We start from the raw sequence: 17,735 nt of genomic DNA, 5'->3' as shown, positions 1-17,735 counted from the left end.
GACGTTGTCGTGAGCAACACGTGGTTCATGATCTGAGACGTCCCGGTCGCCCGTCCGGCCACGGTGCTGATCTGCTCAACGACTCCCGAACCGCTGTCGAGCCCGAGGATGAGCTGTCCGGCCTCGGTAACGCTGACCTGCCAGGAGATTTCGTAGACGCCAATCGCGGGCAGGATGAACTCGTTGGCGCTGGCTCGAATGATCCCGTTCGTGGCACCATCACGAGGGAAGTCCACCGCGGACGCCGCCGCAACGGTCGCCGCGTTGTCGGGCGGCATCAGGGCATAGAAGTATCCGAAGGCCAAGGCGTCACCGGCAGGTCCCGGTGCCCCGTTACAGACGTAGTCGACCCCCGTCGAAGAGGTGTACCGAATGCCGCCATAGGTGCAGTTCGCCCCGGGCGGCTCGGATGCACCGACCACGGACTGTCCTGCAGGCCCCGCCGCTCCGGTGGCACCAGGAGGGCCCGCTGGGCCGGTGGCACCAGCTTCACCAGGAGGGCCCGCTGGGCCGGTGGCACCAGCTTCACCAGGAGGGCCCGCTGGGCCGGTGGCACCAGCTTCACCAGGAGGGCCCGCTGGGCCGGTGGCACCAGCTTCACCAGGAGGGCCCGCTGGGCCGGTGGCACCAGCTTCACCAGGAGGGCCCGCTGGGCCGGTGGCACCAGGAGCGCCCGCTGGACCGGTGGCACCCGCCGCGCCAGCAGGCCCGGCCGGACCCGCTGGTCCCTGCGGTCCAGCGGCGCCAGCAGGTCCCGTGTCGCCGTCACAGACGTAATTGATTCCGGATGCGGAGGTGTACTGAATACCGCCATTGGGACAATTGGCCCCGGGCGGTTCGGGCACACCGACCACGGATTGTCCCGCCGGACCCTCCGGACCCGCGGCTCCCGTAGCACCGGGAGGGCCTGCCGGCCCTGTGGGACCCACTGCCCCTGCAGGACCCGCCGGCCCCGCCGGTCCAGCAACGCCCGGCACCCCTTGAGGTCCAGCGACGCCTGGCACCCCCTGCGGCCCTTCCTCGCCCGCCGGCCCCTGCGGGCCCGGGGGGCCCTGTTCACCGATGCAGGTCTGGGGCGGGCAGAGCGGCAGGCAGACAACGCGTGCCCGGCATTGGATTTCGCCATCGTCCCACGACGCGGAGAACACGTTGTCGATGAGCTCATCGTTCGCGCCGTCAGCCAGCGCGAGCTGCTGGCACTGCTCGAACGAGTTCACGGTGATCGTGTAGCTCTCGGTATGCGACTCGCCGACCGCCAGCGTGTAAGGCGGCGTCCGCGAAGGCACCCAGCCGAACTGGTCGGTCAGCAGTCGATCTGCGACTGCTTCGACTGTCGACGCGCCCGTTGGGTGCACGTTGCGTACCTTCATCGTCCAGTCGAGCGTCGCCGGGTACGATTGAATCTCGTAGATCACCTCGCCGTTCACTCGCTTGTCGCACGCCAGTTCGTGCGCAAGCGCGACATTGCCTGTGAGCAATCCCACAGATGCAACAAACCATCCTAAACGCATGACTCCCCCACCATCAGCCTTCTTTGATTTCCTTCAAGTCGTGTTCTCTACGTGTGGACATGCCACCCGCGGTCGCGTCAGTAGCGGACGATGAACTCCGGGAGCATGAAGACCTGTTCGCCACGGTCGACCAGTGACCGGGAGAGATCGATCTCAAGCACGACCTTGCTGCGCGTTCGGATTTGAGCGGCGTCCGCGATTAATGAGACCGGCGGTCCGCTCAGGTCGAGCAACTGCGACTTGCCGTTGCGCTCTATGATGCCTTCCGACTGGAACTTCAGTTTGATCGCGACTTTGCGCGCGTCGACTGGAAGGTCGAACGTTGTCACTGCCCACGCATTCTGATCATCGCCGAGATCGATCTCGCTGCCACCAAGGCGAGCCGGGAGCGCGTTGCCGTCGACCGACAGCTCCAGCGTGGCGACTTGAACGCGGACGGGCCCTGAGCCACGGACGCCAAGCAGTCGCACCGCGACGGTCTGCGACGTGGCGTCCTCCGTCAGGTCCTTCAAGGGTGTTTCGTCCTTCTGGCCCATACCGCAGGCGGCAAGTGTCAACGCCAGCGCAAGACCAATGCACTTCTTCATGGGGGCACTCTCCTGTCGACCGAGCAGGCGGTCGCACGAACGGGGAGAGCACCCCTTGTGCCAGCGGATGAAATGATTCGCGCGAGTGGCGAAAATTCAGCCAGTGACTGCTGACTGCTGCTGCAGGGCAGTGGACACCCGGAAGGATGCGAAGTTTTGTGCCGGACGAGGCACGAAACTACATGTCGTCGGAAATAATCTTCATAAATGGAGAATCGCCACGTCACTTGCGCTGGCTTTGTGTACGGCAATAGGGCACGAAGCAAGTGCGCTTCAGGTGAACGTTCAAGCAGGCTTGGCTCTATCGGCTCAGTACGTGCGAGAGACCTCCTGGGTACGTCCCGAATCGTGTGTCGTCGGCTCGGCTCGGCAGCCGAGGCGACACTTCCCTGACACAGGGGGCTCGCGCGCGCCTCTCTCACTCGCAGTGACGCACTGTCTAATGTGGCCTTGACGCACTCGTGGCGCAGGACTGAGGTTGGGGTAGGCACGCCTCGTCGGGCTTCACGTGGGCCCGGCGCGCTGGGCGGCGGCACGCGAGCCTGTGCGGCCCCAGGGGCGTCAGAGCGGGACGAACGCGAAGCGCGAGCCGGGATTGAGCCGCTCAAGCTCCACGCGGCGGGCCTCGGCGGCATCGGCTTCTTCGAACGCATTGAGCTGCCAATCAGTCTTAGTGGGTGCCATGCGGCTGATAGAACCGTCCTTGTTCACCGACTTCACGATGAAGCGCTTTGTGGTGATGGCTTCGTTCGCGCGCATGGTGGTGTAGGCCCGGAAGGCGGTGGTGCTCTTGATCTTCATCGTCGTCCTCGCGCTCTGCGTGGGCGTCGTCGCCCGTCGCTAAAGACATACACGCTCTTGTTTCCAGGTGAGGCAAGTTCTCTTGGGCTGAAGGTCGGCCGAATTCGAGATGTTCGAAACGCTCGCGAGAATACGCGGGCCACGCGCGCTTTAACCGGCGAGAGCAGTTGCCCCTGCGTCAGGAAAGATGACGCCTCCGTGAGCGCGCCTCGCTCGCTCGCATTGAAGCGCTGCCGAATGTGTCGGTGACGCGCTCATGACGCGGCGACCGAGTTTTAGGTAGGCGCAGGCAAGGGCTGGAGGCGTGGTGTGCAGTACACCAACGAGGAGCGCCTCGTGGCATGGGGACTGGCTGGCAGGCGCCTTCGAGCGTCGAGTCGTCTGTCGTGGAGCCTCGTGAACTCGATTCGCTCCACCGGCTCTTCTCTTGAGGAGGGCATCCAGGCTGTGGCCTCACGGGCCGCGGTAGTCCTCAATGAAGTCGGGGTGGTACCACTCGTCGATGCGCATGAACTTGAACCCCTCAGCTTCCCAGCTCCGCAGTCGTTCGACGAGAGATGAGTGGAGGAGAATGGTGTCGAGGAGTTCTCCGAGTCGGAAGATGAGCCGCCGCTCCAGCGGGATGTCGGCGAGTGCTTGCTCATCGAGCACGAGCTTGCCAATCGCCATCATCTCTCGAGGGGAGTAGAACAGGCCCTTCGTTCGCGTCCTGTCTACGCAATGAATCGAGCGGTAGACATGAAGCCACCAGAACCTCTGGACTTCCCCGCTCTCGAAGGAGACGTCCGCCGGGAGAAGCTGAAGGTGGCTGATGGCGAGGGGCTCAAGGATGAATTTAGCCCGGGCGGAGAGCAGGGGCTCACAGGTGCCTTCATACGCAGGGAAGGGCTTCTTCGGCAGCGTGCCGGGTCTGATTCGCAGCAGGATGGGGGCTGAAACGAATACAGGACGTTGTTGCCAGGACACGCCAGGGAGGCGCCTGGCGAGGGGCGGCCCTTCGAGTGTCGTCGATTGGCTGAACGAATCGCCCATGAGCATGAAGTATTCGGTCTGCATGGTTGCACGTGGTCCGCGTGGCTCGTCGAATCCATTGAGAATGTCAGTGCGATGTGCGCCATGCAATTGAGGTGTGCGGTGTCTGGTTCGATGGGGTCGATGGTTTAACGTTTGGGGGTGAGTGCAGGCTCGCACGTGGAACTTGCTCGCTGAAGGACGGTGCAGCCTTGAGGCGGGCGTGGCTGAGTCGCGGCGCTCTATGGTTGGCCGTTCTGGCCCATGGCACGGCAGGGGGCGTGCTCCGAGGGTGCTGTGTAGGGGGGCATGGGAACGGCGAGCTCCGACTTCTGTAGGTGTCTGAGGGCTCAGTCTACTGGGGCGAGCGCGAAGGGGACGCTTCACCCACTGGTACTTGGGCACCCCCGTGGTGGCGCCGCCTGGAGCAGTGCGCTCCAGGCTCGTCTCTTGAGTGGAGCGGCCTCCAATCAGCGGGAAGTGGCGTCGTGGTAGCCTATGGGCGGCAAAGAGGCTGAATGCAAGGTTCAGTCGGCTGTACCTAATAGGTTTTGTTTCTAAGGGGTGGGCGAAGGCTTCTCGTTGAAGGAGCTTGCCACCCTGGGACGGGCGTAGCTGTGCTGCGACCCTTCATGTCCGACTTCCGCGAGGCCCTTGAGTCGATTTCGGAGTCCCCATGCTCCGAGCATCCAGGCTTCTCCGCTGCTCTTGCCTGTACTCGCTGCGGCACCTTCACCTGCGCCTTCTGTGCCTCGTCCCGGGCGGGCCTGTGCCTTCGGTGTCTCCACGCGGCTCCGGAGCTGGCGACGCGCAGGGCCCGGCTTGCGGCAAGCCTCGTCGATAGTGCCGCGCTCCTTCTCCCGTCCCTGCTCCTGGGTGTCCTCCGGAGCCTGGCCCTTCCGGGCGGGGACGCGATGAAGGCTTCAGCGGTCTACGTCCCGGCGCTCCTGGTGTTGCTCGTGCAGGCGAGCCTCATTCGAGGCACAGGGGCGAGTCTCGGCAAGAGGCTCTTGGGAATTCGAGTCGTCCGAGGCGATGGCCGTCCGGCTGGGGTGTGGCGAATCGCCCTGCTGAGGAACGCGCTCCCGATGGCGCTCTGCGGCTACTGCGTCTGGTTCGGCCTCCTGGATGCGCTCTTCATTGTGGGAGAGGACCGGCGATGCCTCCACGACTGGGTGGCCGGCACCCGCGTTGTGAGGGGCCCTTGAGCGCAGCGCTCGTTCGCTGTGCGGTTCGTGACTGGCAGAAGCGTTTGGTTCGAAGTCCCCTCACGGCGAGGGGAGAATGAAAGGCGATGTCATGGATGGAGAGCTGAAGTCCGGGTGTCCCCGCTGGCTGGCGGGGCTCGTGAGCGCGGTGGTGGCGCTGGCGCTGGGGTGTGCCCGGCAGACGTGGAAGAAGGAAGACGTCATGACGTGGGAGGGCTGCTGCAAGGGGGCCGACGCGTGCCTTGCGCTGCTTCAGGAAGTCCATGGCCCAGACACAGGGGAGCAGTGGCTGTCGCCAGAGCAGTCTTGTGCTGCGTGGAAGCTGGGGCGAGAGGGGGAGGACGTCGTCCCCCGGCTGATTCCGCTTCTTCGTCACGCGGACCGTCGCGTCCGCGGCGGTGCGGCGCAGGCGCTGGCGAAGATGGAAGAGAAGGCTACGGACGCCCTGCCTGCGCTCATCGAGGCGTATGCGCGAGAGCCCGGTGGGATGGCCCTGCACGCGCTCGCCTCACTCGACGACGAGCGAGCAGCGCCAGCCATTGTGCGCTACCTCCTGGAGTCGCCCACGTCGGCTCTGGCGCACCTCGGTCCGACATTGGCCCCGGTGCTGTTGGACGTGCTGGAGAACCCGGAGTCGAGCTGGGAGGAGCTGGTGCTGGTGCGGCACGTCCTCTCCCGGCGCGCCTCCATGTACACGGAGACGTTCGTCCCGCGCCTGCGGGCGCTCCTCGCGCGGGAGCTGGAGGAGCCCACTCTGCGGCGCTCACCAGGGACGGCCTGCCCGTCGGCGCCTGCGCCAGGCTGCGAGGCGGTGTTCGACGCGTGCACCCCGCGAGCGGCCTACGTGGCGTCGGTCCTCGCGGCCTATGGGCGCCAAGGCGCGAAGGCCGCGCCCGAGGCGTTGCAGGCGCTACAGCGGGCGGACGTGCGCCTCACACCCGTGGCGCTGCAGGCGCTGGTGGCCTTCGGGAGTCCTGCTGCGGTGCCGGGCGTCCTTGAGCAACTCGCCGTGCCTGAGTGCCGTGCCCGGGCCCTTGCGAGCCTCGTGTCCCTGGGGGACGTGGCGCGGCCAGTCGCGACGGAGCCGCTGCTGCGGCTGCTGGCCACGGGGGAGGAGGGGTGGGAGCGCGCGCGGGCCGCAGAGGCCCTTGGACGCGTGGGAGACGCCGCCGCCCTCGAGGCGCTACGCCAGGCGGTGTACGCGCCGCACAGCGAAGTCCAGGCCGCGGCGGTTGATGCGCTGGGCAGCTACGCCTTCCATACCCATGCAGAAGAGCTGGTGCCGCTGCTCCAGCGGGTGGTGACGACGCACGCCTCTCCGGTGGCGCGGAGCCACGCGAGATTGGCCCTGGAAGGCCTCGCCGAACAGGAGGTGCGGCATGCGGAGTCCATCGACTGCACCTGCATCATTCCTGGACGCAGCGGGGGTTGGACGCTGTGCGAGGGGCACACCTCCCTCCATTTGCACTGGGAGAAGCCGAAGGCGCCGCCACGAGGGAGTCCGTGTGCAGCCGTGCCTGGTGGGGACTCCGCATCCGTTCTCGAAGCCATGGGGGAGGCGTGCCTCGTCGGATGGGACGACGGGGAGTTTGGGGGCACGCTGGAAGTGCATGAGGCCGGGCGGGTGACGGTGCTGGAGGAGCCCCGGGCCAACCCCCTGCGTGTCGTGCGGATGCACGGCGCCCTCGTGGTGGTGGAGGGACTCGCACACATGTATGGCGGAGCCGGACGTCTGGTGCGTGTCGACGCTTCAGAGGGGCGGTGGCGTGCCACGCCTTGGGTGACTCTCCCAGGTGCACCGATGGCATACGCACTGGATGACGCGGGGGACTTGGTGGTGGGGACGACGAACCAGCGACTCGACGCAGTCGTGTGTGGCCGGGCTGGCACCTTCGCACCTGCCCACGTGGTGCGCGTCACGGGGGACGGGCGCCTGGCTTCCGTTGAACCGGACGGGCGGCCCTGACGCCACCGGTGGGGAAGGGCGCCCCTCCCAGGGCGGGAGGGGGCCTGGCGCGGGCGGGAGGGCTTCAGGCGCGCCGCGTCCGCGAGCGGAACTCGCTGGCCCAGCGCTGGGCGGTGGCCGTGGCGCGCTCGCGCTCCGAGGCGAGGGGCGGCTGCCCGGCAGGCGTTGGCGCCCCTTGGCCGGAGGCGCCGTCCACGCCTGCTGCCCCCTTCTTCCGCACCCACATGCGTGGGGAAGGGGGGGCGGTCGGGGCCGGCGTGGCTGGCGCGGCGTCGGCCTTGGGCCTGCGCCCGCGCGGGAGAATGACTTCAGGGATGCTGTGGGGCGCGGCGTCCTCCACCCACGAGGCGTGCAGGCGGCCCGTGGCCATCATGAGGCGCCGCTTCTGGTAGTGGGCGGCGCAGTAGCCCTGGCTGCGGTGGGGGCGCTTGCAGCCGATGACGGCACAGGCCCGGGCCGTGGGCGCGGCTGCCGGCGGTGGTTTCGCACGGACGGGCTGGGAAGTCTCTGTCGGTCGCGCGGGGCTCGCCGTGCGCATGGCCTGGACAGGCTGCGGCTCCCCGGACAACCGCCGCGCAATGCGACTCAGCGCTGCGGTGAGCGCAGCGACAGGGCCGGCAACCTCCGCTCGAATGGCCGCCCGAAACTCGGACTCAAGGAGTTGCGCTGGAAGAGCGCGGCCAGAAAGGCCCTGCTTCGGGTGGTGGAAAGACTGCAATTCGCGAAGACGATGGGATTTAGGCATATGTAAAATGCGTTGCACCGGATGCGCCGACGGCGCCGTTGTGGACGCGGCGACAAAGCAACGCTGGGAGACGATTACCATTCCCCAGGGCAGCGGCGTAGTCGATAGCGGTGCACGCACTTGCACACGGGATGTGACAGCCGCAGGAGCGCACCTCTTGAGGATGCCTTCCACCTGCACACTCTTGCAGTGGCCCCGCGGACGAACTCCACCACTTTGCTGTTCGTCACGGCCTCGTCGGTCGGCACCGAGCATGTCCCGTACTTCTCGACGAGGGCTAAGACATCCTGGCTTTGCCTACCGCGTGATGACGCTCTTCAGCCCCGTTCGTGTCTCGAAATCCTGGGCCAGTCGCTCCATCTCCGCCGAGTCCTCGCAGCCCAGGATGAATGAGAAGGTGGGCTGCGTCGGATGTCGGTAGAGCAGCAGAGCTGCGTCTCCTCGCTCGTACAGCGCGCAGTGCTCGACAGGAGGGAGCCGCCTGAAGCCCTTCTCCTCGGCGAGCGCAGTCACCACATCGGCCCGGTAGCGAGCTGCGGCAGCAGCGTCATCCGGTGACGAGAACTTTCGCCGGAAGGGTAGTTGTGACAGGCGAAGCTCCTTGAAGGCTTCGTAGTAGAGGAACTCCTCCAGCCCCACGTACATAGGGTGACTACCCTCTGGAGGATAGTTCTCGTCCAATAGTCGATTGACGACCAAGCAGTCGTCAGTCCCGTGAGGGCTTGAGCGATCAAGGAACCAATGCCAGCTTGCAAGCCCGTTGTCTCCTGCAAGGAAGATGTAGCGGCTGTCCTGCAGCCAGGACATGGTGCGGTATACGCCGAGAGTGCTGTGAATGGAGAAGTGGGCATCGGCAATCTCAAGGTCGCCCATGCTCGCTCCCATTGTCTCCAGGAAGCGACGGTAGGCCCCTGGGAGAGGGCCCGCGTCTTCCTCCAGCATTGATATGTCGACCCAATCCGCCGGAGTGATTTTTTCAGAAAAGCCTGGGCGGTATTTTTCGACAAATTCAACAAATGGTTTCATTGGGGCTCCTGGCTATTTGCAGATTGTCTTGCAGTACATGGCAGGGAGTTTTTCTTGGCACTCTGAGCACGACGGCACATCTTCGCCATGCTTGAATACCTGCTCGCGCTCCTTGGGTTCAGAAAGCTTCTTGGTGTTTATGTCTTCTTCTCGAATCTTGAATTTGATCTTCGGACCCCTTTCGAGCTTGATGCCCTCGACTATGGGGTAAAATAGTCGCTCGGCAAGGTGTTTGGGCTTGTGTCCCCCGTGGTTCTCCATGATCTGCTTGGCGGCACACATCCATTTCTCTTCTAGGGCCCCTGCTCCGACGCGAGAATTTACACACTCAAACTCCGCGGCTTTTACGGCCGGCCAAAAGCCTGGTGGCGCATGGCCTGAACAGGCCACGAGCTTCTTGGTCGCGCATGTGCATACCATGGCGCCAATCATGTAGCCCTTGGTGTATGAATTGGTGTTTGGGGTGTAGCGAAGCACAGCCTTGTTCTTGAAGAAGTCCCTTAGGGGGGCGAGTTTGGCCCTCAGGGCTGCGAGTTCGCCCGGCAGCCTTTCTAATTCTGCCCTCTGCTCTGGTCTTAGGCCTTTCCCTGCCGTTCGTCGTTCCGGTGTGTTGAGCTTCTTCAACTGTGCGAGCGCCGACCTCTTTGTGTACTCCTCTTTGTCCAACTCGGCGTACTCGAGAATCTGCTGCTTCTGCTTGTCGAGAGCCGCTTGGAGCCGCTTGAACAGCGTTGCAATCGCCTTCTGTGTCGCTTCGCCTGCCCCCAACGGGTGTTCCTTCCCGCAGAGCGAGCACGGGACGTCGTCGCCATAGATGACAGTCATCACACCGGATGCCTGCATGATGCCCGTCATGGTGGCGGCATTCGCCGGGCCGCCAGAGGGGCCGCAGTTGTTGAGCATGGGGTCGCCCAGCAACTGCACATTCCGCCCCTCGAATTTGACGTTCATCGAGCCGGGGCCAATGAACTTCGTCGACCCGTGGGTGTTGCTGGAGATGAGCCCGCCGCCCGTCCCCTTGCTGGCCATGTCCCCCTTGCTCCCGAAGCTGGCGCCGGCAATGGCGACGGGGTGCCCGTTGATGGTGACTGTCTTCGAGTACCCCTCGGGGGCGTCGCCGCTGTTGCCGATGTTGGGCAGGGGCGTGGGCACGAAGGGAGCCGGCGGGCCGGGCATTTTGCAGACGTTGGGCAGCGTGGCTGCGGCGATGCCCGAGCTGCCCTTGGTGACGGGCGTCCTCGGGAAGTTGACTGTTACCTTGGCCATGGTCTCGCTCCTTCTTCACTTCCGGAAAGTGGCTCTTCCAGCAGTGCGGCGGCGCGCAACCCGGCTTCCGAACTGCCCCAGAGTAGCGCACGAGGGCCGCTCGCGTACCGGCGCTGCCAGGCCTGCGCGCAGAGGACGAGGTTCATCGCTCCCGTGGCGGCGCCCACTTCGCCGCAGCTGCTCACGGGTGTGTGGACGGCGGAGGCGTCGCGGAACGAGGCCCCCAGCCGCAGGGCGACGAAGCCCCACTCCTCGGAGCGGTAGCGCTCGCCATTGAGGTCGCTGTGAATGGCCGCCACCGTCTCGCTCGTGCCTTCGAGTGGCGCGAGTGTCTCGCCCACGGCGGCCGTCAGCCCCTCGCCGAGGTTGAGGTCATCGGTGTGGATGCGCTTCGTCTCATGGGCCGTGGCGACGGTACGCACCGTGGCGTGGGGCGCCAGTCTCCACCGGCGCGCGTCGGGCGCGGACATCACCGCGACGAAGGCCGCGGCCTCGCCGGGAGCGAAGCCCGCCCGCGCCCCTTCTTCAAGCCACTGGCTCCGCTCGCGAAGCCAGGCCAGCGTCTGGACGTCGTGGTAGCTGTCGATGCCTCCCACAATCACCAGTGGGCAGCGAGAGGTGCGGCCAAGCCGAGTCACGGCGTCTCGTAGCCCCTCCAGCGCCGAGGCATGGCCCATCAACCGCGGCTCCACCTGGAGGTTCAGGCGCGCACTACCGAGGGCCGAGAGGGACGCGGCGACTCGCGAGGCATCCGCTGCCTTCCAGCCCGGACGCTCCTCGGGCAGTCCCACCAGCACCGGCACGTCGAGACTCCTCGGGGGAAGGGCGGGTGTCAGCTTGGCGAGGACTTCTTCCAACGCCGAGGCCCCAACCGCAGCCATGCGCGTCACACCACACCATTCCTTCGCGTCCAGCAGTCCGTCCCTCGCGATGAAGGAGTCCGCCTGGCGCCCGAGCTCCGGCACCTGGAGGAGTCGCACACGGCTGATGCCCGCACGCACCGCCGCTGCGACGCTCTCCGCTGTCGTCCCCACCGGGGCACGTGCTCCCGACGCTACGAGTACCGCCTCAGCGCTCATGTCAGTCCGTCCTTTCCGTAATGGCTGTGAAGTCGAGGCGGTCGACGTCCCGGGGGCCGACGCTCAAGCCCGTTTGGAAAACCATGCGCACCTTCTTCTCCTCGGGCTCGATGACGACGGTGCCCAGGGTGGCCTCATGGAAGTGCCGGACGGCGCCGAAGTAGGTGTCGAAGCCGAAACGCAGGTGCGGCAACCTGAAGTGGAGCGAGCCCTTCGGCGTGAGGTGCACCAGGGCTACCTTCTCTCCACCCACGAGGCGGCGTGAGGGCCGCTGGTCATCAGGGGCGCAGAGGGCGAAGCGCTCATTGAAGTCTCGCGGCAGCAGCGGGTGTCGCGTCTTCCGCCACGCTTCGTCGAAGGTGCCTGCCAGCTCGAGCCGTGGCGACCAGTAGCTGGCGACGGGGCCGAAGCCGGCCGGCCCAGCCTTCGCCGGGTTGCCCCGCAGGTATTCGATGCGGTGGGCGGGCTGGTCCACCAGGCGCGCCTCGGTGCTGGCCACCCCGCGCCCCACCGGGTTGCGCGAGTCACTGACGTGCTTGCGCGCGTCCGCGTCGCGCGTGTCGGTACCGCCCCAGGCCCACTCGTAGAGAATGGGCTGGGTGACAAAGGGCTTGGGGGACGAGGGCTTCACGCCCGCCAGGCCGCGCGTGTAGTAGCGCTCCCCATGCACCACGAGCATCTTGTCCACGTCGTGGATGCGGACGGCCACCTCGACGCTGGGCGCGGGCCGTCCGCCGGGTGCATGGGCGCACGCGTTGACGAGGACGTCTGTGTGGGGCTTGGGAGCGACGAGCTCGGCCTCGTAGCGCAAGCTGGAGTGGCCCGCCTCTCCCCAATAGACGGGCTCGGGCAGTGGAGGCTCCTGCGCGTCGGCTGGGCGGAGGTGGCCCGCGTCGTCGACGTCGAAGGTAGCCTTGAGCGCGATGACCCAGTGGTGGTGGCCGTCCTTGTCGCGGACCCACGTCCGCTCGGCCGCGTAGGGTGTCTTATTTTGAAGTGCCCACATGGTTGGTGACGAGGCGTGGGGGGCGTCGTCAGCGCAGGCCGCTGTCGAAGGGCTGCGTGCGGATTCGGGAGTTGGAGGCCCGGGCCTTGGCTTGCTCCGCGCGCTGGACGTGTGTGAAGGCCCGAGTGCGCACCGTCAGCGTGCCCTGGCTCCGCAGGGCTAATTCGCGGGCCAGGACGTGGCGGCGGCGCATGGGACTGGTTTCAAGGGCCTCCACCAAGCCGCTGCCGCTGAAGGGCCGGCCCAGGAGGTACCGCGTGTCCTTCACGAAGCGCTTCTTCTCTGCGCCCCACCAGTCCCTGACGGCGGTCACGTTCGGCCACGGCAAGTCGTCTTCGGGCTTGGGCACCAAGTCTGCGTCCAAGTCCTCTTCGAGTTCCGGCGGCGGTGGGACGTCCTCGGGCCTCTCGCCTGGAGGCAGGGCGTAGGGCCCCTCCAGTCGCAAACCCGTCATGGCGGCAAATGCCTCCCCGGCCAGTTGTGCAACGCTGGGTACTTCCAGCCAGGCGCGGCACGCCTCCATGGCTGCCACCCAGCCGCTGAAGCCCAGGGCCCAAAGGGCATGGGGCCGGAGTCTCTCCACGTCCAACACCGCCAGCAGCAAGGCAACGTCCACCTCGCCGCCGCCCATGGCGAGCAGCACCATGGCGTCAAGGCTGTGGGAGTCCCGGACGCGCACGGCGGTGCGGCACGTTTCCCAGGCTTGCCTCACACCGGAAGCCACCCCTGCCTCTATCGCCGCCGCACGAATGCCCGGGTGGGAGGAGTCCAGCAGGCTTGGAAGCAGCGTCCGCGCTGCGCCTTGTGGGAAGGGCAGGGCGGCACGAAGGGCTGCTACCCGGGCCCGTGGCTCGTCGTGGGTGAAGAAGTGCGCCAACACTTCCGGCGGTGCTTCCTGCCGAATGGACAGCGCCTCCAGCACTGCTGCCTGCAGCGCGGTGTCCTCTCGCTTCAACAAGTCGAGCAGGCGTGCGCCCAGTCCTGGTGCCTCGCTGAGCTCCAGGGCCCGTCGAATAGCAGCACGCGCTTCGGGCTCGGCCTCACGCAGCCGCAGCAGGACTTCATCCACCTCACCGAGGGCCAGCAGCGCGTAGGCCGCCGCGGAGATGCGAAAGGCGTCTTCTGTTTCAAATGCGGGGCGCAGAACGGCTTCGACAGCGGTAGACGCGCCAACCACCAGGCCGTCCAGATGCGCGAGGAGAAGTTCCTCAAGTCTCGCAGTCTCAGTCAGTGAGAAGTCTGGCGCCCCCAGCGCATTCTCCCACTGCAGCCACCGGAACTCCGCTTCGTCGAGATGCTCCTCCAGCACGTCTACCAACAGCATGATGTCTTCTTCCCCCCCTCTGGATTCCGCTACGCGTGGCTGCAAGGGCTCAGATGAATACGCGAAGGCCTTCCGGCCTCGCTTGCAGTCGGCGCGTGAGTGCCATTGCTACAAATGCAGTAGCAGTGGCGAGCATTAAGTTGAAAACGCGCGGCCGAGACAAAGCGCGCTAAACCCGATACGTCCAGCCACCGTCAGCCTGTGAACGAAGCTGGCGGCGGCGCTGCCTGATTGGAGCAGAGCCGCTCAGTGACATCGTCCTTCGGGGAGGGACGATTCACGGCCAATATCGTCAACGCTGCAGCCCGTGAGTCGCTGGGGCTGGCGTCTTCCGGTTCGGACTGGGGAGTGCGTGTCGAGAGACGGGGGCACCAAGCCGGCGCTCACCGTGCCTCGAGGGAAGAGGCGTCCGTGGAGGCGCGGCATGCCACCTGCTTTCCACCCTCGGCCATGAGCATGAAGAAGCGGCGGGCGCTCGCGGAGCGCCTGGGGCGGGCAGAGGTGGATCTGCAGCGGGCGCACGCGAGGTTGGACGGAAGTCCCGAAGCGCGGACGCGGCTGGCCGAGGCGAAAGCCGAGTACCGACTGGCGGAGGCCGCGGCGTTGCAGATGCTGGGCGCCCGTGAAGCCCTGGTGCCGGTGGAGGCGTGTGGTGCCGGCGAGGTTCGCGCCACGGTGGGCCTCCTGGCTGAAGGCCACGTCGCTGCACACGGTGGCCAGGTGGCCGAGAAGTGGCGAGGCACGCGCCGTAAGCGGCGGGCTCGGCCTGTGGCTGCTGAGCGCTTCCTGCGAAGCGGAGCCGCTACGGCGCGCGGCTGAAGCCGCCCTTCGCCGTATGGGTGAGCGCGCCTGGCGGGCGCGCCCTTACCCCTTCGTTGCCAAGCCCTCGCGCAGCATCTCGTCCACCAGCGAGGCGGCCTTCTCCTCGTCGGTCTCACCCTGGACGCGCAGCGCAACGGACTCGAAACGCTGGGCATTGCCTACCACCCAGTCGATGTACTCGCCCAGGGACAAGCGCTCCACGCCGAAGGCGATGTCCTGCATTCCCTTCACGATTTGGACGGCAGTGCCCTGAAGGACACGCCCGTCGCGCATGACGATTACCATGGCTTCCTCTCCTGTAGGTGTCGACGCCAGCAACCGGACTCGATGATGGGGCGGCCAGAGAGCCGCACCTTGGGGAACAGGTATGCCTCGACGCGGCCGACGTCGTCGAGGGTAATGGGCGTGCGTCGGTAGAAGCGCGGGTGGCTCTCGAGCCTGTCGAGCGCCGCCAGCATCGGCGCGTCGACTTCGTACACTTCGCCCTCGACGGCGTGTTTGCCACCGGAGGCGAGGGCGGGGAAGGGGCCGTAGTCATGGAGGGTGAAGCGGGGCCGCGTCCGCGCCGGGCCGATGAGGCGTGCGCCGCGCAGGAGTCGGTGGTTGGGCTCGCCGGACAGCAGCGTCCCGTAGACGAAGACGCGCGTCGAGGTTGAATCGCGCTTCACGCCGCACCTCCCAGGGCGTCCGCGAGCACTGCGCGGTTGAAGCCCAGGCGTCCGTAGGCGTGCCAGAGGACGCGGAAGTAGCGGACAGCGGGCGGCCAGGACTCGATGCTTGCCTCGGGCTGCAGGTACACCAGCGCGCGGCGGCGGAGGCCGGCCCTGTCCGTCACCAGCCGGGTGACGCGCTGGTATGCGAATGGGTGCCCCTCGAAGGCGTCGAGGGCGCGCAAGTCCTCGGGGGTGAGTCGGTACAGCAGCCCCTCGACGCTGGCGCCGCGCACGCGCTGGAGGCTGGCGACGGCGCCGCCCCAGCGGTGGCTGAACCCGCGAAACACCAGGGTGTGGCTGGGAAGCGTGGCCCGGGCCTCGACGGTGGCGCCGGGGCAGCGCGCGCGCATCTGGGCCCTGTCGAGGTTGGAGCCGTAGGCGAAGTAGAGCATGTGGATTCTCCGGTGGAGGACGGGCGCGCGGCCCGCCGTTGTCATTGCCAGCCAGGGCACCCGCAGGGCTCTGGCGCGGTGCCTCCGTGGTGGAGAGGCGTACTGGGTTGGGTTCGTCGCCCAGCGCGGCGGGGCCTACTTCTCGTTGTCGCTGCGCGAGGCGTTGCGCCTCTCGTTGAAGAGGGCCGCCCTCGCCTGGGCCCGGGCGCGCCGGTGTGCGAGCCGGGTGCCACGGACGTGGACCTTCCGTGAAAGACGTCCGCAGTAGCTTTTTGTGGGGTACCTGCCGTGCGATGGGCAGCAGCCCCATCGGCAGATGCTCCGGTCTTTTCGGTTGATTCCGTATGCTTTCATTGGTGCGTCTCTTGTATTGGCGAGGGGCACCCGCCCTTCGATAAAGACATACACGCTCTGGTTCGGCATTGAAGCAAGCGCTGTTTGAGGGGCCCGCGAGGCGAGAGGGGCGGGCCCGGATTCTCTCCTGGGGAGTCTCCTGGCGCGAACGCGGGCGGCGCCAGGGGGCCCTGGCGCCCGCGAAGGCCCTTTCATGCGGCGGCCATGGCTTCGGCGGGCGCGCCGCCCTGCGCGCCCCCAGCGCCGCCCTGCGCGCCCTCCGTGGCCTCGTTGCCGGGCGAGCCGTCCTCGCCCCCGCCCGAGCCGCGCCGGTCGCGGCGCTGCCCCTTCCAGGCGGCGCTGCCCTCCAGCTTCTTGAGGAGGTGGAGCCGGGCCGTCTTGAACTCCTCGCCGATGAGGCCCAGGTGCAAGAGGAACACCCGGAAGTCGTACTTGGCGGTGGCGGGGTTGAAGTCGCGGCGCTTGCTGGAGGCGGCCTTCGAGGCCAGGGCCCGGGCGGCGAGGGCCAACACCAGTTGGACGTAGGCCTTCACCTCGCCTGCGTGCACCGAGCCGTTGAAGTACCGGAATTCAATCGTGCCCCGGAAGAAGAGGCTGTTGAGGTTGAGGCCGTGGTAGCGGCTCGAGTCGTAGCGGTTGGGCATGCTGTTGCGGCGCCCGTACCAAGCCTCATTCACGTCCTGGAGGGTGCGCGGGCGTCGCGCCTCCAGTCGCTGGAGGAAGGCCCCGTCGATGGGCTTGCAGTAGCGGCTCAGTCGCGCCGCGCTCACCCCGAGGGCCGTCTCCAGGAGGCGCTCCTGCTTGTGCACCATCTTCACGAGGTTGGTGACGCCCTTCGCGTCGAAGCGGCTGCCGTCGACGTGGATGTGGATGCCGGTGGAGGCGTCGGAGCGTGCGCCGGCCTCGCGCGCGGCGCGCACCACCTGCTGCAAGGCGTCCAGGTCCTGGTAGGTGAGGATGGGGGAGACGATTTCGCCGCTGCGCTCGCCCCCGCTCAGCGAGGCGTCCGACACCACCTTCCAGATGCGGCCCTGGGCGTCCGTCACCTGCCAACCCCGGTAGTCGCCGGAGGCGTGCCCACCCACCGCGCTCTGAATCGCGTAGGCCAGCTTCTGGCGGGTGGCGCCAACCGTCTCAATCTCAATTCCAAACCGGAGCGTCTTCATGGGGTTTGCCTCTCGCATTCGCGCGGGGCTGTGGCGCCCGTCGCGAAACACATACACGCTCTTGTGTGCGAATGAAGCAAGTCCACTTCGATGCCTTGTGGTGCGGATTCCTGTGTCTGGAATATCCGCGAGAATTCGCGAGGTTGCACGGCGGCGGTCTGCAGGGCTGGCGCGGCAAGCCCGCCTGAATTAGGGCGGTCGGCGGAATTTCAGTGTGTGTGATTGCCTCGATAGCCCGGCGTCGGGAGGGGGATACACTCCCGGACCGGATTCCTCCGCCCCGCCCGCAAGCTCAGCCGGAGGGGCCTCCCACCGGGGCCGGGCTGCTGGCGGGCGCGCGCTCCGCGCGGCGCCTGACGAGAGCCTCCGGCGGGCTCAGCTCACGAGGTCTTTGAGCATCGCCGTCGCGCGCTCGGCTTCCTCTGGAGTGCCCTCTGCAAGCTCCAAGTACACGCACCCCCCGGAGTAGATGAGGATGTCGGGGCGCATCTCGATGTGCACATTCCAGCGCTCTTTCTCCGGGGTTGCCATCTCGACGTTGGCGTAGAGGCGATGGAGCGCTGCGTTCAGTATGCGCTGGCTTGTGCCCCTCGGGAAGCGCACCTCGATGTACGGCTGGGGAGCCCCGTCGCGCGCGGTGCGCTGTCCCACCATCATTGCCTGTTGGCTCGTCGCATCCATTGTAGTCCTCGCGTTTCGTAGGGCAGGGTGTTGCCCGTTGCGAAAGACATACGCGCTCTTGTGGGGATGTAATGCAA

The 17,735-nt window shown here is 66.7% G+C and carries 19 protein-coding genes; 3 read left to right on the top strand and 16 right to left on the bottom strand.

Going from position 1 to position 17,735, the window contains the following annotated elements; genetic code table 11:
* From BLU09_RS39685 to BLU09_RS36525, 5 genes are all read right to left on the bottom strand, one after another.
* A partial coding sequence (locus BLU09_RS39685) for a hypothetical protein (protein ID WP_244172354.1) occupies positions 1 to 305 on the bottom strand: 305 nt, incomplete at its 3' end.
* Positions 278 to 769 (bottom strand): magnesium and cobalt transport protein CorA, encoded by a 492-nt coding sequence (locus BLU09_RS39680; protein WP_244172352.1) that lies wholly within the window; start codon positions 767 to 769, stop codon positions 278 to 280. The genes BLU09_RS39685 and BLU09_RS39680, both read right to left, overlap by 28 nt.
* An 819-nt stretch (positions 770 to 1,588) precedes the next feature.
* Positions 1,589 to 2,098: a hypothetical protein gene (locus BLU09_RS36535; RefSeq protein WP_090495765.1), complete on the bottom strand. Its 510-nt coding sequence runs from the start codon at positions 2,096 to 2,098 to the stop codon at positions 1,589 to 1,591.
* 561 nt (positions 2,099 to 2,659) lie between these two features.
* Positions 2,660 to 2,899, bottom strand: a complete 240-nt coding sequence (locus BLU09_RS36530; protein ID WP_090495764.1) for a hypothetical protein — start codon at positions 2,897 to 2,899, stop codon at positions 2,660 to 2,662.
* Positions 2,900 to 3,352: 453 nt separating this feature from the next.
* A complete protein-coding gene (locus tag BLU09_RS36525) occupies positions 3,353 to 3,955 on the bottom strand; it encodes an imm11 family protein (protein ID WP_244172351.1) in 603 nt (200 codons plus the stop codon).
* Between the two features lie 587 nt (positions 3,956 to 4,542).
* Between BLU09_RS36525 and BLU09_RS36520 the strand changes: the two genes are divergently transcribed.
* Positions 4,543 to 5,118, top strand: coding sequence for an RDD family protein (locus tag BLU09_RS36520; protein WP_244172350.1), 576 nt, complete (start codon positions 4,543 to 4,545; stop codon positions 5,116 to 5,118).
* Positions 5,119 to 5,209: 91 nt separating this feature from the next.
* Positions 5,210 to 7,084, top strand: coding sequence for a HEAT repeat domain-containing protein (locus BLU09_RS36515; protein ID WP_090495763.1), 1,875 nt, complete (start codon positions 5,210 to 5,212; stop codon positions 7,082 to 7,084).
* Positions 7,085 to 7,148: 64 nt separating this feature from the next.
* Here the strand turns inward: BLU09_RS36515 and BLU09_RS36510 are convergent, their stop codons facing one another.
* From BLU09_RS36510 to BLU09_RS36485, 6 genes are all read right to left on the bottom strand, one after another.
* Positions 7,149 to 7,622: a cell wall protein gene (locus tag BLU09_RS36510; RefSeq protein ID WP_090495762.1), complete on the bottom strand. Its 474-nt coding sequence runs from the start codon at positions 7,620 to 7,622 to the stop codon at positions 7,149 to 7,151.
* 504 nt (positions 7,623 to 8,126) lie between these two features.
* The gene (locus BLU09_RS39675) at positions 8,127 to 8,855 is read right to left on the bottom strand and encodes a hypothetical protein (protein ID WP_244172348.1); all 729 of its coding nucleotides are present in this window, start codon (positions 8,853 to 8,855) and stop codon (positions 8,127 to 8,129) included.
* Between the two features lie 12 nt (positions 8,856 to 8,867).
* A complete protein-coding gene (locus tag BLU09_RS36500; RefSeq protein ID WP_090495761.1) occupies positions 8,868 to 10,121 on the bottom strand; it encodes a DUF4150 domain-containing protein in 1,254 nt (417 codons plus the stop codon).
* Positions 10,109 to 11,200, bottom strand: coding sequence for a hypothetical protein (locus tag BLU09_RS36495; RefSeq protein ID WP_090495760.1), 1,092 nt, complete (start codon positions 11,198 to 11,200; stop codon positions 10,109 to 10,111). The genes BLU09_RS36500 and BLU09_RS36495 overlap by 13 nt, the downstream gene beginning before the upstream one ends.
* Before the next feature lies 1 nt (position 11,201).
* A complete protein-coding gene (locus BLU09_RS36490) occupies positions 11,202 to 12,206 on the bottom strand; it encodes a DUF2169 family type VI secretion system accessory protein (RefSeq protein WP_090495759.1) in 1,005 nt (334 codons plus the stop codon).
* Between the two features lie 28 nt (positions 12,207 to 12,234).
* Complete coding sequence (locus BLU09_RS36485; protein ID WP_090495758.1) at positions 12,235 to 13,530, bottom strand: TIGR02270 family protein; 1,296 nt, start codon at positions 13,528 to 13,530, stop codon at positions 12,235 to 12,237.
* Positions 13,531 to 13,980: 450 nt separating this feature from the next.
* On the opposite strand from BLU09_RS36485, the gene BLU09_RS36480 reads away from it, so the two are divergent.
* Positions 13,981 to 14,349, top strand: coding sequence for a hypothetical protein (locus BLU09_RS36480; RefSeq protein ID WP_090495757.1), 369 nt, complete (start codon positions 13,981 to 13,983; stop codon positions 14,347 to 14,349).
* A gap of 45 nt (positions 14,350 to 14,394) precedes the next feature.
* On the opposite strand, the gene BLU09_RS36475 is transcribed toward BLU09_RS36480, so the two are convergent.
* The 5 genes from BLU09_RS36475 to BLU09_RS36450 all read right to left on the bottom strand — a co-directional run bounded on the left by BLU09_RS36475 (position 14,395) and on the right by BLU09_RS36450 (position 17,658).
* Complete coding sequence (locus tag BLU09_RS36475) at positions 14,395 to 14,625, bottom strand: hypothetical protein (protein WP_020478940.1); 231 nt, start codon at positions 14,623 to 14,625, stop codon at positions 14,395 to 14,397.
* 5 nt (positions 14,626 to 14,630) lie between these two features.
* The gene (locus BLU09_RS36470) at positions 14,631 to 15,020 is read right to left on the bottom strand and encodes a gamma-glutamylcyclotransferase family protein (protein ID WP_090495756.1); all 390 of its coding nucleotides are present in this window, start codon (positions 15,018 to 15,020) and stop codon (positions 14,631 to 14,633) included.
* Positions 15,017 to 15,457 (bottom strand): gamma-glutamylcyclotransferase family protein, encoded by a 441-nt coding sequence (locus BLU09_RS36465; protein ID WP_090495755.1) that lies wholly within the window; start codon positions 15,455 to 15,457, stop codon positions 15,017 to 15,019. Before BLU09_RS36465 ends, BLU09_RS36470 begins: the two co-directional genes overlap by 4 nt.
* A gap of 545 nt (positions 15,458 to 16,002) precedes the next feature.
* Positions 16,003 to 16,977 (bottom strand): amidoligase family protein, encoded by a 975-nt coding sequence (locus BLU09_RS36455; protein WP_090495753.1) that lies wholly within the window; start codon positions 16,975 to 16,977, stop codon positions 16,003 to 16,005.
* A 375-nt stretch (positions 16,978 to 17,352) separates the two neighbouring features.
* On the bottom strand, positions 17,353 to 17,658 hold the full coding sequence (locus tag BLU09_RS36450; RefSeq protein ID WP_244172347.1) for a hypothetical protein: 306 nt from the start codon (positions 17,656 to 17,658) through the stop codon (positions 17,353 to 17,355).
* Positions 17,659 to 17,735 lie beyond the last annotated feature (77 nt).

It is taken from the genome of Myxococcus virescens, from assembly GCF_900101905.1.
Lineage (GTDB): Bacteria > Myxococcota > Myxococcia > Myxococcales > Myxococcaceae > Myxococcus > Myxococcus virescens.
The sequence above is the reverse complement of the archived record's forward strand: the minus strand, read 5'-3'. Positions and strand labels throughout refer to the sequence as shown.

Bases quoted from the DNA above. Each gene is read 5' to 3' on its own strand.
- BLU09_RS36535 (WP_090495765.1), bottom strand. From the start codon at position 2,098: ATGAAGAAGTGCATTGGTCTTGCGCTGGCGTTGACACTTGCCGCCTGC.
- BLU09_RS36530 (WP_090495764.1), bottom strand. From the start codon at position 2,899: ATGAAGATCAAGAGCACCACCGCCTTCCGGGCCTACACCACCATGCGC.
- BLU09_RS36525 (WP_244172351.1), bottom strand. From the start codon at position 3,955: ATGCAGACCGAATACTTCATGCTCATGGGCGATTCGTTCAGCCAATCG.
- BLU09_RS36520 (WP_244172350.1), top strand. From the start codon at position 4,543: ATGTCCGACTTCCGCGAGGCCCTTGAGTCGATTTCGGAGTCCCCATGC.
- BLU09_RS36515 (WP_090495763.1), top strand. From the start codon at position 5,210: ATGGATGGAGAGCTGAAGTCCGGGTGTCCCCGCTGGCTGGCGGGGCTC.
- BLU09_RS36510 (WP_090495762.1), bottom strand. From the start codon at position 7,622: ATGCGCACGGCGAGCCCCGCGCGACCGACAGAGACTTCCCAGCCCGTC.
- BLU09_RS39675 (WP_244172348.1), bottom strand. From the start codon at position 8,855: ATGAAACCATTTGTTGAATTTGTCGAAAAATACCGCCCAGGCTTTTCT.
- BLU09_RS36500 (WP_090495761.1), bottom strand. From the start codon at position 10,121: ATGGCCAAGGTAACAGTCAACTTCCCGAGGACGCCCGTCACCAAGGGC.
- BLU09_RS36495 (WP_090495760.1), bottom strand. From the start codon at position 11,200: ATGAGCGCTGAGGCGGTACTCGTAGCGTCGGGAGCACGTGCCCCGGTG.
- BLU09_RS36490 (WP_090495759.1), bottom strand. From the start codon at position 12,206: ATGTGGGCACTTCAAAATAAGACACCCTACGCGGCCGAGCGGACGTGG.
- BLU09_RS36485 (WP_090495758.1), bottom strand. From the start codon at position 13,530: ATGCTGTTGGTAGACGTGCTGGAGGAGCATCTCGACGAAGCGGAGTTC.
- BLU09_RS36480 (WP_090495757.1), top strand. From the start codon at position 13,981: ATGAGCATGAAGAAGCGGCGGGCGCTCGCGGAGCGCCTGGGGCGGGCA.
- BLU09_RS36475 (WP_020478940.1), bottom strand. From the start codon at position 14,625: ATGCGCGACGGGCGTGTCCTTCAGGGCACTGCCGTCCAAATCGTGAAG.
- BLU09_RS36465 (WP_090495755.1), bottom strand. From the start codon at position 15,457: ATGCTCTACTTCGCCTACGGCTCCAACCTCGACAGGGCCCAGATGCGC.
- BLU09_RS36455 (WP_090495753.1), bottom strand. From the start codon at position 16,977: ATGAAGACGCTCCGGTTTGGAATTGAGATTGAGACGGTTGGCGCCACC.
- BLU09_RS36450 (WP_244172347.1), bottom strand. From the start codon at position 17,658: ATGGATGCGACGAGCCAACAGGCAATGATGGTGGGACAGCGCACCGCG.